The sequence below is a fragment of the Nakamurella panacisegetis genome (genome assembly GCF_900104535.1).
Lineage (GTDB): Bacteria > Actinomycetota > Actinomycetes > Mycobacteriales > Nakamurellaceae > Nakamurella > Nakamurella panacisegetis.
Genome location: NZ_LT629710.1, coordinates 18,405 through 30,532, shown reverse-complemented (window position 1 = coordinate 30,532; position 12,128 = coordinate 18,405). Strand labels below are relative to the sequence as shown.

The 12,128-nt window shown below is 67.9% G+C and carries 9 protein-coding genes; 4 read left to right on the top strand and 5 right to left on the bottom strand.

Annotated features, from left to right (window positions below; genetic code table 11):
- The first annotated feature begins 100 nt into the window (after positions 1-100).
- The gene (locus BLS97_RS00140; protein WP_090474008.1) at positions 101-1,210 is read left to right on the top strand and encodes an NAD(P)/FAD-dependent oxidoreductase; all 1,110 of its coding nucleotides are present in this window, start codon (positions 101-103) and stop codon (positions 1,208-1,210) included.
- On the opposite strand, the gene BLS97_RS00135 is transcribed toward BLS97_RS00140, so the two are convergent.
- Positions 1,169-2,011, bottom strand: a complete 843-nt coding sequence (locus tag BLS97_RS00135) for a DeoR/GlpR family DNA-binding transcription regulator (RefSeq protein WP_090474007.1) — start codon at positions 2,009-2,011, stop codon at positions 1,169-1,171. The genes BLS97_RS00140 and BLS97_RS00135 overlap by 42 nt on opposite strands.
- A gap of 229 nt (positions 2,012-2,240) precedes the next feature.
- Here BLS97_RS00135 and BLS97_RS00130 point away from each other — a divergent pair, with 229 nt between their 5' ends.
- Positions 2,241-4,337: a glycoside hydrolase family 31 protein gene (locus BLS97_RS00130; RefSeq protein ID WP_090474006.1), complete on the top strand. Its 2,097-nt coding sequence runs from the start codon at positions 2,241-2,243 to the stop codon at positions 4,335-4,337.
- Positions 4,338-4,513: 176 nt separating this feature from the next.
- Here BLS97_RS00130 and BLS97_RS00125 read toward each other — a convergent pair whose 3' ends face one another.
- The 4 genes from BLS97_RS00125 to BLS97_RS00110 all read right to left on the bottom strand — a co-directional run bounded on the left by BLS97_RS00125 (position 4,514) and on the right by BLS97_RS00110 (position 9,331).
- The gene (locus tag BLS97_RS00125; protein ID WP_090474005.1) at positions 4,514-5,107 is read right to left on the bottom strand and encodes an isochorismatase family protein; all 594 of its coding nucleotides are present in this window, start codon (positions 5,105-5,107) and stop codon (positions 4,514-4,516) included.
- 9 nt (positions 5,108-5,116) lie between these two features.
- Positions 5,117-6,409 (bottom strand): nicotinate phosphoribosyltransferase, encoded by a 1,293-nt coding sequence (locus BLS97_RS00120; protein ID WP_090474004.1) that lies wholly within the window; start codon positions 6,407-6,409, stop codon positions 5,117-5,119.
- A 56-nt stretch (positions 6,410-6,465) separates the two neighbouring features.
- Positions 6,466-6,939: a GyrI-like domain-containing protein gene (locus tag BLS97_RS00115; protein WP_090474003.1), complete on the bottom strand. Its 474-nt coding sequence runs from the start codon at positions 6,937-6,939 to the stop codon at positions 6,466-6,468.
- A 178-nt stretch (positions 6,940-7,117) separates the two neighbouring features.
- Positions 7,118-9,331: a phosphocholine-specific phospholipase C gene (locus BLS97_RS00110; RefSeq protein WP_090474002.1), complete on the bottom strand. Its 2,214-nt coding sequence runs from the start codon at positions 9,329-9,331 to the stop codon at positions 7,118-7,120.
- A 256-nt stretch (positions 9,332-9,587) separates the two neighbouring features.
- On the opposite strand from BLS97_RS00110, the gene BLS97_RS00105 reads away from it, so the two are divergent.
- Complete coding sequence (locus BLS97_RS00105) at positions 9,588-10,388, top strand: hypothetical protein (protein WP_090474001.1); 801 nt, start codon at positions 9,588-9,590, stop codon at positions 10,386-10,388.
- A gap of 90 nt (positions 10,389-10,478) precedes the next feature.
- Entirely contained in the window at positions 10,479-12,071 is a 1,593-nt protein-coding gene (locus tag BLS97_RS00100) for a Kelch repeat-containing protein (RefSeq protein WP_090474000.1), read from the top strand.
- The last annotated feature ends 57 nt before the right edge of the window (positions 12,072-12,128 follow it).

Sequence of the window (12,128 nt, the reverse complement as noted above, 5' to 3'; positions counted from 1 at the left end):
CGGGGCCGTGGCACTGGGTCGACGACGTCGCACGGGGTTCACGCCTGCGCCGGACCCGAATCTTCGACACACCTGGAATTTCGAATGGGGAACAAACCTGATGGCATCGCACACCAAGGTCGCTGTGATCGGCGGCGGCGTTCTGGGCATCTCGACCGCCGCCGGCCTGGCGGCGCAGGGGGCCCAGGTCACCCTCATCACCCGAGATCGGCTGGGGGAGGGCGCATCCGGCCGATCGTTGTCCTGGCTGAACTCGTTCTGGACCCGCAACCCGGCCTACCACCATCTCCGGTTGCTGGGCATCGACCGGTATCGCACACTCGCCGCCCGGGAACGACCTGATTTCCTCCGCTTCGACGGCGGGCTGACCTGGGCGGCCGCCGGTGACGATGGTCACCGGGAGGCCTTCGAGCACCTGCAGTCGGTCGGGTACGACGCCCGTTGGTTGGCCCCGGAGGAGATTGCCGGCTGGACGCCCGGCGTCGACCCGGCTTCGGTTCCCGCCGACGGCGCAGTGTTCAATCCCGGCGAAGGCTGGGTGGATCTGCCGTCGCTCATTGCGCTTCTGGCGCAACGGTTCCGCGCGGCCGGGGGTGAGATCCTGGAGAATCGCGGCGACGCATCCGTGGAGGTGCGCGGTGATCGGGTCAGGGCGGTGCACACCGACGCGGGCCGTCCGCTGGAGGTCGATGCCGTTGTCCTGGCCACCGGTCCGAGTGTGCCGGCGGCCGCAGCCGCGGCCGGAGTGAACATCCCTGACGGCACCACCCCCGCGTTGCTGGTCCGCACGGCGCCGATCGACCATCCCCTCACAGCGGTGCTGAACACTCCGCGCGTCGCGGTGCGCCCGACCCCCAGTGGGTCATTCGTCCTGGATTCGGCCTGGTCCGAAGCCGAACTCGAGCTCGGCCCGGACGGCACCTACCAGCCCGGGGCCGATACCGTCGAACGGCTTCTGGGCGCCGCCTCCGCCGTCCTGGACGGGAATCCCGCCCTGGTCGTGGAATCGACGGGCATCGGGCTGAAGCCGATCCCCGGCGACGGGGAGCCGGTGCTCGGCGCCCTGCCCGGTGTGGATGGCTACCACGTGGCGTTCACGCACAGTGGCGCCACCCTCGGCCTGATCATCGGTGAGCTCCTGGCGGCGGAGGTCGTCACCGGAAAACGTTCACCGTTGCTCGATGCGTTCCGCCCCGAACGATTCGCCTGACCCTGCGCGTTCCGGACGGCCCAGAACGGTGCCGTCGACCGCCGCCACGTGTACGCGAACCCCGGCGCGCTCCAATTCCGCCAACGCCGCCGGGTCGGCCTCGCCGTCGGTGACGACGTCCGACACGTCCCGCAGTTCGCAGATGCGGGCGAAGGCGCGGCGGCCGAGCTTGGTCGAGTCGGCCACCACGATGACCCGCGAGGCCGCGTGCAGCAGGGCCCGGTCGGTGTGCGCCTCGTGCTCGCTGTGCGTGGTCAGGCCGGCGGCGGCGCTCAGTCCGTCCACGCCGATGAACGCGACGTCCACGTTCAGGTGGGCCAAGGTCATCTCCGCGAGCGGTCCGACGAGCTCGTAGGTCTGGCTCCGGGCGCTCCCACCGCACACCACCAGGTCGATGTTCGACCGGACGGCCAGATCGGCCGCGATGTTCAACGCGTTGGTGACCACGCGCAGCCCGGTCCGGGCGGCCAGTGCCCGGGCGACCTCGGTGGTGGTGGACCCGCCGTTGAGCGCTACCGCCAACGCCCCGGCCGGCAGCGACCGCGCGGCGCACTGCGCGATGGCTCGCTTTGCATCCTGGCGCTGGCCGCCCCGGTACCGCATCGGCAGCTCGTACAGCACGCCGGCGCTGACGGCGCCCCCGTGGGTACGGCTGAGCAGCTGCTGGGATTCGAGCAGTTGCAGGTCACGCCGCACGGTCGCGGCCGAAACCGACAGCTGCTCCGTCAGTTCCGGCACACCTACCGTGCCCTGGAGATTCAGGCGTTCCAGGATCAGCCCCAATCGGTCTTGCTGTCGCATCAAACGGACGATACGCGCAACGCCATGCTCATTTGCGCTCGTTCACTTGCCTAACTTTCCCGTGGGTCTGGACTGATTCAGTGGCCCGAAGGGGTTGACTCGTTCCGCAGTCGCCCTAAGATGCTCGAATATGATCGTTTAAGCGCACAGTCGAGCATTCTCGATCAAATGGGTGACCAACTCATCGGGCCGGACTCAATCTGAGCCGACAACCACGTGGGGAGACGGCATGACTCGAACAAATGGTTTCCGCTGGGGCGCAGCCGTTTGCGCCCTGGCACTGCTGACCGCCGGATCGACGGTCAGCGCGGCCGCGACACCTCCGTCCGCGGCGGTGGCACCTCCATCCGCGGCTTCCGCACAGTCGGCGGCCGCGTCGAACGTCGGCCACAGGACGCTGTCGCTCTCGGTGCCGGCCAGCGGCCGGAAGCCGGCGTACGACATCAGGGTCGGCATCGACCCGTTCCGGATCACCACGGTCCGGGCCGGAAAGACCGTGCTGGCAACGGGTTCCTCCGGTGTGTCCTGGGTGACCACGGGCGGCACGAACGTGACTGCCAGCCGCGTGGTCTCGGCCGCGTACGAGGCGAACAAGCTGATGCTCACCGTCGCCTCGGCCGGAGGGATCACGGCCAAGGTCACGATTGCTCCATCGCCGGGCCAGTACGCCCTGACCGTGGCCCCGACCACCGCTCCGGGGTCGATCGCAGTGGACTTCAACCTCACCGCCTCCGGCCACTGGTACGGCCACGGGGAGGCGACGACGCCCGCAGGCGGTCCGTACACCGATCAGCCCTGGCCGCTGGACAGCGGCACCGTGCAGGACAGCGAATTCTCGGCCGCCTCGTACAACATGGACGAGCCGTTCTGGTTCACCCAGGCCGGAACCGGTCTGTCGGTGGCCACCCAGACCAACATGTCGGTCTCGATCGCCGCGCCGCAGACCCCGCACGAAGGCATCTTCTCGGTGGAGGCCAGTGACACCCTCACCTCGACGGTCTACGTGGGGCGCAACCCCAAAGAGGTCTACAACGACTACATCGCCGTGGCCGGTCATCCCACTACCAGCCCATCGGTCGATGAATTCGCCGCACCGGCCTGGAATTCCTGGGCGCAGTTCTACACCACGGTGACCCAGCAGAAGTTCCTGGACTGGGCCAAGGGCATTCACGCCTCCGGTATCGGGGCCAGCTCGTTCAGCCTGGACGACGGGTGGATGTCGCACTACGGCGACTTCACCTTCAACAGCAAGTTCCCCGACCCCAAGGCGATGGTGGACCAGATCCACGCGATGGGCGCGAAATTCGGTCTCTGGATGACTCTCTGGGAGAACCTGGACTCGGCCAACTATCAGATCGCCGCAGCCAAGGGGTACTTGCTCAAATCGAAGGCGGACCCGAGCCAGCCGTGCACCGTCACGTGGTGGAACGGCACCGCAGGCATCGTCGACCTGGCCAACCCGGCCGCGAACAAATGGTTCACCGACCAGATCGCGGCGCTGAAGACGAGCCTGGGCGTGGACGGATTCAAGTTCGACACCCGCTTCTACGATCCGTCCTGCGCCACCGACCCCGGCACCACGGCGCAGGACTACACCACCCTCGGGGCCAAGTTCGCCAGCCAGTACGACCTGCTCGGCATGGGTATCCGCACGCACTGGACCGGCGCGCAGAAGTACGGCTTCACCACGCGGGAGATCGACAAGGGCACCAGCTGGGCGTCTCTCGGCGCGGCGTTCCACCAGGTGCTGGCGTTGTCAACGGTCGGCTACCCGTACGTCACGACCGACATGATCGGGGGCTCCGATGGCGGAACCCCGCCGACCAAGGAGGTGCTTGTCCGCTGGGCCCAGGCGGCCGCGGTGATCCCCAGCATGTACTCCTCGACGTCGCCGCTCGGGGTCACCGACCAGAACGGCAATACGGTGACCTATGACCCGCAGACCGTGCAGCTCTACAAGAAGGCCGTTGCGCTGCACCAGAATCTGCTGCCCTACATTCAGGCGCAGATCGCCCGGACGGAGAAGACCGGCGAACCGATCATCAAGCCGATCTTCTTCGACTATCCCTCCGACCAGGCCGGCTACAGCATCGGCGACGAGTGGCTGCTCGGTGATTCCATGCTGGTCGCGCCGATGTTGACCGCCGGCACCACACGCAGCGTGCACCTGCCGCCCGGGAAGTGGTTCGATGTGAACAACCACAAGGTCGTCAAGGGCCCCCTGACGATCGCCCGGTATTCGGTATCGCTGAGCCAGGTGCCGATCTTCGTCAAGCTCGGTACCGCGGACAGCGCGAACGTGATGAAGGCCGTCGGCCTGAAGTAGAGATCCCGCAGAGAATCAGCGGTGCCACGCGACAAGCCATGGCCGGCCCCCGTTCTCGGTGGCCGGCCATGGCCGATTCGCGTTGCCGCGGCTGATTCTCGACGCAGCTGCTTCGGGATGCGCAAGTCGTCAGGCTCTTCCCGGCCCGAAAACTCGACGACCGCGGACCGGGAGAGTCAGTCGGTGACCACCACGCCGGCCGCCCTCATGGCATCGACGGCGGCCTCGGTGTCACCGGGGTGCAGCTCGACGAAGCGGGTCAGGGAGAGCGGGACGGTGGTGCGATAGCCGAGGGCGACACCGTCGATCGCGGTCGCCTTCACGCACCAGTCGCCGGCCAGCCCGACCACGGTGATGGCCATGATGCCGTTCTCGTCGAGATGGGTGGACAGTTCGGTGCCGACCGTGGCCCCGGTCTCCAGGTTCTTCACCGAGAAGCCCGAGTAGCCGTCCTCCGGGCCGGAACCCTTGCGTACCACCGGCCCGTCGATGGGCAGGCCGGGTACGAACGCGGCGCCCGGGGACCCCATGACGCAATGGACGGGCCAGATCCCGCCGTCGGCGGCGAAGTGCGGGGTGTGCTCCGGGTGCCAGTCCTGGGTGTAGACGACCAGGCCGCCGGCGGCCAGCGTGCCCTCGATCTGCTCGACGATGCCGGGCAGGATCTCCTCCCCGCCGCGCACGTACAGGGAGCCGGAAGGGTCGGCAAAGTCGTGTTGCAGGTCGACCACGACCAGCGCGGTTGTCGAGTCGAAGGTGGTGCGGGACAAGGCGTTCTCCTAGGAGTGGGGGTGGATGACGGTGGGCAGGGCCGGGTCACCCTGGGACAGTTTCAGGCCTTCCCAGGGCAGGCTGACCAGGCCCTGGGTCAACCGATCGCGTGCATCCTGCAGGGACTGGCCGTCGACCCGGACGCCGCTGCGCATCAGCGGGACCGGCAGCGTCCGGTCCCCGTCCAGCGGCTCGGGAACCGGGCCGGACAGCAGGTAGACGAGTTCCTCGGTGGCCGTGCCCGTGCTGCGATGACGGCGGATCGCCCCCTTCGCCCCTCCGGTGGACTGCTTGTTCAGGCTGCGCTTGGCCACCGGACGCCCGTCGACCTCGACCATCTTGTAGACCATGCCGGCCGTCGGCGCACCGGACCCGGTGACCAACGCGGTGCCGACGCCGTAGACGTCGACCGGCTCCGCGCGCAGCGCGGCGATCGCATACTCGTCGAGGTCGCCGGAGAGGACCACCTTCGTGTCCACCGCTCCGAGAGCGTCGAGCTGGTCCCGCGCGGCCCGGGCCAGGACGCCCAGGTCACCGGAGTCGATGCGGATGGCGCCGAGGTTCGGGCCGACGACCTCGATGGCCGTCGCGATGCCGCGGGTGATGTCGTAGGTGTCGACCAGCAGGGTGGTCTCCTTGCCGAGCGACTCGACCTGAGCGGCGAAGGCGGCCGCCTCGGTGTCGTGCAGCAGGGTGAAGGCGTGCGCCGCGGTACCGGCCGTCGGGATCCCGTATCGGAATCCGGCCCCGAGGTTCGAGGTGGCGGTGAAGCCGGCGATGTAGGCCGCCCGCGAGGCGGCGACCGCCGCCTCCTCGTGGGTGCGGCGCGATCCCATCTCGATGATCGTCCGGTCGGCGGCGGCTGACCGCATCCGGGCCGCGGCCGACGCGATCGCGCAGTCGTGGTTGAGGATCGAGAGGATCACCGTCTCCAGGATCACCGCGGATCCGAAGGATCCGGTCACCGACAGGACCGGCGAGTCGGGGAAGAAGAGCTCGCCCTCCGGGTAACCGTCGATGTCCCCGTCGAACCTCCAGCGGGCCAGGTGATCCAGGGTTTCGGCGTCGAGGATCGGCTGCAGGTGGGTGAGCACTTCCGGGGTGAAGCGGAAGTTCTCGACCGCGTCCAGCACCCGGGCGGTGCCGGCCACGACGCCGTAGCGACGCCCGTTGGGCAGCCGGCGGGCGAACACCTCGAAGGTGCACCGGCGACTCGCGCTGCCGTCGGCCAGGGCCGCCTGGAGCATGGTGAGCTCGTACTGATCGGTCAGGAGGGCAGTCGACCCCGAAGATGGATGCATCCGCCCAGCCTAGGAGATGCGCCCGCGCCGGCCGTCCGGGTGATCGGTGACGGACGCTACGCGGCCGGACAGAAGATCACGGTGCGCCATTCGGAAGGATCCGGTTGCTGGTCCGGATCGGAGAGGTAACTCTCCTTCATCGGGCCGGCCGACTCGAGGTTGTGCTCCTGCATCCAGCTGCGTATGGCGTTGTAGGTGTGTTCGAGCGCGTCGTACGGGCCGACGTGAGTCGCGACCACCACCTTGTCGCCGCCCGGCCACTCGTACGGTTCGACCCGGCCATTGCCGACAACGGCTCGGGCCACCGGGAACCCGGAGATGGCATGCCAGTTGCCGTCGGCATCGGCCTCCATGTCCGGATACACGGTGAATGGCGGACCGACGGGCGGAATACCGGCCGACTGCAGATAGGACATGACCTCCCCGAATATCCGACCCACCTGTTCGCCGATCTGGCTCACCGGCGCGGCGAATCTGATCACGGCGGCCGGCTCGGGCCCCATCTCCTGGACTTCTATCTCCGGTGTCATGCTGTGCTCCTCGCCGACTCGTCGGGGATCCGGAAGGCGTGTCCTGCGGTCGGGCAGGCCACCGATCCACCGTGCCTCTGGGCGTTACTCGGGGCAACCCGCGAATGGCTGAAGAGACCGGCGCCTTCGGTGCCGGCGAGCATGCTCGCGCTCGCCGGCACCGAAGGCGAATGGGCGATCAGCCGGTGATGCTGTCGCGCCCGTTCTCCAGGTGCCCGACGTAGCGACGCGACCAGGCCGCGTCCGAGTTCACCTTGACCGCCAGGTCGTACCAGCCGCCGCTGGCCTTGAGCGGATTGACCGGATGGACGGCCGTGCTGTGCGCGGCAACCCGGTAGCTCTGCGGCCGGTCCGTCGAGTAGTTCTCGGCGGTGACCGTGAATGTCACCGCCTTGGTGCCGGTGTTGATCAGGCGCAGCATCAGCTTCGGGCGGTGCCCGAACCCGCCGTCGTGGTACTCGACCTCGGTCTGGGCCGTTGCGCCGGAAGCGGTGGTGTCACCGGTGAAGTGGCGCAGGAACCGGTTCGGTCCGACCACCGTCAGGTCGTACCTCCCGGGGGTGATGTCGACGGTCACCTTGGTCGGCTTGGTGTGGGCGGAGGTCGAGGCCTCCACCGTGTGCTGACCGGGGAACCGGCCCGGGTAGTCGGCCAGCGACTGATCCGGCGCCACGTTGTTGTAGACCGCGAAGTGACTGGCCTTCTTGACGTGCGGGCCCGTATTGCTCAGGGAGAGCTCGGCGTGCAGCTGCCCGTCGGAGCCGACGGTGACGGCGTCCAGGTTGGCGTTCGGCTGGTAGGGCAGGGGACGGGCCGGCTTGTGTCCGGCCTCCTGCTCGGGCATGGCGTTCGTGGTCACCGGCGGCTTGTACGACCCGCCGGCCGGGTCACCGATCACGGTGGTGGCCGGCAGCGTCGGCAAACCGAACACCGGGGAGCTGAAATCGAAGGCGTTGGTGAGGTCGCCACACACCTTGCGGCGCCAGTCGCTGATGTTCGGGCATCGGGCCGGCTTGCCGATGGCCGCGGTCCACTGCTCCATGAACTGGATCACCGACGTGTGGTCGGAGACCTCGGAGGTGACGAATCCACCGCGGGTCCAGGGCGAGATCAGGATCAGGGGCACCCGGAAACCGAGGCCGACCGGCAGGGGCTTGGTCAGGCCGTACTTCGCCAGCGTCCCGCCGTTCTCCAGGTAGAACTCGTCCTTCTCCCCGGGTGCCGGCACCGGCGGCGGCACGTGGTCGAACTGGCCGTCGTTCTCGTCGTAGTCGATGACGACCAGGGTGGAGTTGAACACCTCCGGATCTGCGTTCAGCGCCTTGAGCACCTCGTGGATGTAGTAGGCGCCGTCGTTGGGCGCACCGTCGGGGTGCTCGGAGAACGCCTGGTTCGTCACCACCCAGGACACCTGCGGCAACGTCCCGGCCACCACGTCGGCGCGGATGGCGTTGGCCAGGTTGTCGGCGTTGGCGGTCAGACCGGTGACCGGTTCCGGCACGTTCTTGACGCCGTTGTCGTAGAACACGTTCCCCGGCGCCGGGGTGCCGCCCTGGGTCGGGTCGTACTGGGCGAAGGTCTTGAAGTACTCCAGGCCGTTGTCGCCGTAGTCGTCCTCGCCCTGGTACACCCGCCAGCTGACGCCCGCGTCCTGCAGGGTCTCGGCGTAGCTCGGCCAGAGCAGGTTCCGGCCCAGTTCGTCACCGCCGTTGAAGGCGGTGTAGCTGCTGAACTTCTGCTGTGCGTCGATGGTTCCGCTCCACAGGTAGGTGCGGTTCGGACCCGTCGCCGACAGCACCGAGCAGTGGTAGGCGTCGCCGACCGTGTAGGTGTCGGCCAAGGCGTAGTGGAACGGGATGTCCTTGCGGTTCAGGTAGCCCAGGGTGGTCAGGCCGCCCTTGGCGAACACCCAGCCGTTCATCAGGCCGCCGAACCAGGCGCCGTGCTGGTCGTCCCAGCTGTGCGAGGTCCCGCCGTAGCCCTGGGCTCCGGTCTCGGAGCTCGGCGGCTGGTGACCCGCCGGGTAGGCCGACACCGGGGCGTCGCTGAGGTGCCAGGGGTACTGGGTCATGGTGACCGGGACGCCGGGCATGGTGGTCGGCTGCTGGAAGACGGACAGGCCGCCGGGCAGCGTGATCGTGGAGCGGTCGCCGAACCCGCGGACACCCTTGAGGCTGCCGAAGTAGTGGTCGAAACTGCGGTTCTCCTGCATCAACACCACGACGTGCTTCACGTCCCGGATGTCGCCGTGCAGGTGCGGGTGCGGGTGCGGGTGCGGCGTGCGCGGCGCTTCGGCTGCGGCCTCGGTGGCCGGGAGGGCGGCGGACATCGCCGCCGCCCCGGTGACGGCGGCGGCGCCCCCGATGAACGTTCTGCGAGAAACCTTGGACATACAACAACCTCCACGTGGTCGGGCGGAAGTCTGACCCTAGGCAGGGCGCCCGATCGGATCGCCAACGGCAGGGGAACGGGAGCCGAACGAGACACAGATACTAAGCGCGGCTCACGGTCGGCGCCTCCCTCGCCCTTGCCGTGGGACGTCGCAGAACGAACTGGTGACGCTCCGGTGACGGGGTGCGCGCGATAGTGGGCACATCGCGGTCCGGCGCCACGGATGCCCGGGCACAGACAACGAGGGGTGATCGAGGATGACACTGCATCAAGAGGCCGACGTCGTGGTGAGTCCTGCGACCGACGCGATTCGGATCGTGCCGTTGCACGTCTCGGGCGACCTGCTGGCCCCCACCGTCGGCCCAGCCGCCGCTCCGCATCTGACCTATCGGAACGGACCCTTGCTGACGAACGTCAAGGTCTTCACGGTGTACTGGGGAGCGGAATGGGAGAGCTCGCCGCTCGACGCGACGGCGACCGACCTGGACAACTTCTTCGGGACCATCCTCACCAGCCCGCTGATCGACCAGCTCGCCGAATACGGCGTGGCCGGCCGACCGATCGGGCACGGGTCGTGGATCGGGCGGGCCGTCGTCACCACGCCGGCTCACAAGCACGTTGTGGCCGACACCCGTATCCAGCACATGCTCAGCCGCGAAATCAGCGGCAACGCCGCCTTTCCCACCCCCGACGACAACACCCTGTTCTTCGTGTACCTGCCGCCCGGGGTCGCCGTCGTGCAAGGCGGCTCGCGTTCCTGTCAGGCGTTCTGCGGCTACCACAACAACTTCACCGGCGCCGATGGCAGCAATCTGTACTACGCGGCCATGCCGTACCCCGGATGTCAGGGCTGCACCGCCGGCCTGACCGATTTCGACGCGTTGACCTCGACGAGTTCTCACGAACTGTGCGAGGCAATCACCGATCCGGTGCCGGGGCAGGGCTGGTACGACGACGTGAACGGCGAGATCGGGGACATCTGCGCGTGGAAATCCCGCAAGCTCGGCGCGTACACGGTCCAGCTCGAATGGTCCAACGGGGCCGGCTCCTGCCTCTGACGCAGACGCCCGGGCAGCGCCAGCGGACCCGTCAGCTCGTGCCGGCCCGATCGGGGCCAAATGCCAATCCACTCATCGGGAAGGTGTGCCATGGGTTCATGGATCGATCTGAACAACCAACCGAACTTCAACGCCAGCACCATGCTGCTGCTCACCGACGGAACCGTCATGTGCCAGTCCGAGGGCACCCGGAGCTGGTACCGGCTGACCCCGGACGTCAACGGGAGTTACCTCAACGGCAGCTGGTCGACCCTGGCCGACATGGCGAACAGTCGGACCTACTTCGCTTCGGCGGTGCTGGCCGACGGCCGCGTCGTGGTATCCGGTGGTGAGTACAGCGATGCCGGGAGCGATACGAACAAGGGCGAGATCTACGACCCGCTGGCCAACTCCTGGTCCGACATCGGCAATCCCGGGTGGGCCCAGGTCGGCGATGCTGCCGGATGCTTGCTGGCCGATGGCCGCCTGCTGATCGGCAGTCTGTCGGACAGCCGGACGGCGATCTACGACGCCACCACGAACACCTGGTCGGCCTCTGGCAACATGGCCGCCCGGTCCAACGAGGAAACCTGGACCTTGTTGCCCGACGGATCGATTCTGACCGTCAGTTGCGCCAATCATCCCAACGCCGAACGCTATATCCCTTCCACCGGGCGATGGATCAGCGCCGGACGGACTCCGGTCGAGCTCGTGCAGGCCTCGTCCATCGAGATCGGTCCGGCCCTGCTGCTCCCTGATGGCCGGGTGTTCTGCGTGGGCGCGACCGGGCACACCGCCCTGTACACGCCCTCGGGAGACACGACCGGTACCGGGACCTGGGCGGCCGGGCCGGACTTCCCGACCGACTCATCCGGAAGGCTGCTGAAGGCCAAGGATGCGCCCGGATGCCTCCTGCCGAACGGGCGCGTGCTGTGTGTGGCCGGGCCCGCTGCCGACGGCGCCGACGACTGGCCCACGCCCACCATGTTCTTCGAGTTCGACGGCACGAACCTGAACCGGATCGCAGACCCGCCCAACGCCAACCAAGTGGTCTACGAGGGACGGATGCTGCTGCTGCCCACCGGCGAGGTGCTGTACTCCTCCGGCACCAACCACATCTGCCTCTACCAGCCGGACCCGGGCCCACAAACGAGTTGGCTGCCCGTCGTCACCTCCTGCCCGGCCGACCTGCATCCCGGCGGGACGTACACCCTGATCGGCCAGCAGCTGAACGGCTTGTCGCAGGCCGTGAGCTACGGCGACGACGCCCAGATGGCCACGAACTACCCGATCGTCCGGTTACGCAACTCATCGACCGGCGGTATGTACTACTGCCGCACGGCCTGGCATTCGACCATGGGCGTCGCGACCGGTAGCCAGTCGGTGAGCACCCAGTTCACGGTGCCGGCATCGGTGCCGACTGCGTCCTACCAACTCTCCGTGGTGGCGAACGGCATCGCGTCGGCCGAGATCTCCGTGTCGGTGGATCCGGGCAACGGGCGGGCGCAGTATCTGTTGGTCGACCGGTACTCCTCCGGAGGGGCAACCCTGTGGGCCTACGTCGACGGCGAATGGCTGGCCCGGTCGATTGGTGATGACGAATTGGCCGGGGTCGCCCAAGACCTTTTCGCCGCGAACCCGGTCGACGTCTGGTGGGACAACTTCGAAATCGACATCACCCGGGGTTGGAGGTCCTTCGCATAACGAGAAATTCGAGCGCACCACCAGGCGAAAGTCCCCTCTCGCCTCAGCGTCCATCAA

Coding starts and splice junctions, on each gene's coding strand:
- BLS97_RS00100 (WP_090474000.1), top strand. CDS start 10,479: ATGGGTTCATGGATCGATCTGAACAACCAACCGAACTTCAACGCCAGC.
- BLS97_RS00105 (WP_090474001.1), top strand. CDS start 9,588: ATGACACTGCATCAAGAGGCCGACGTCGTGGTGAGTCCTGCGACCGAC.
- BLS97_RS00120 (WP_090474004.1), bottom strand. CDS start 6,409: ATGCATCCATCTTCGGGGTCGACTGCCCTCCTGACCGATCAGTACGAG.
- BLS97_RS00115 (WP_090474003.1), bottom strand. CDS start 6,939: ATGACACCGGAGATAGAAGTCCAGGAGATGGGGCCCGAGCCGGCCGCC.
- BLS97_RS00140 (WP_090474008.1), top strand. CDS start 101: ATGGCATCGCACACCAAGGTCGCTGTGATCGGCGGCGGCGTTCTGGGC.
- BLS97_RS00130 (WP_090474006.1), top strand. CDS start 2,241: ATGACTCGAACAAATGGTTTCCGCTGGGGCGCAGCCGTTTGCGCCCTG.
- BLS97_RS00135 (WP_090474007.1), bottom strand. CDS start 2,011: ATGCGACAGCAAGACCGATTGGGGCTGATCCTGGAACGCCTGAATCTC.
- BLS97_RS00110 (WP_090474002.1), bottom strand. CDS start 9,331: ATGTCCAAGGTTTCTCGCAGAACGTTCATCGGGGGCGCCGCCGCCGTC.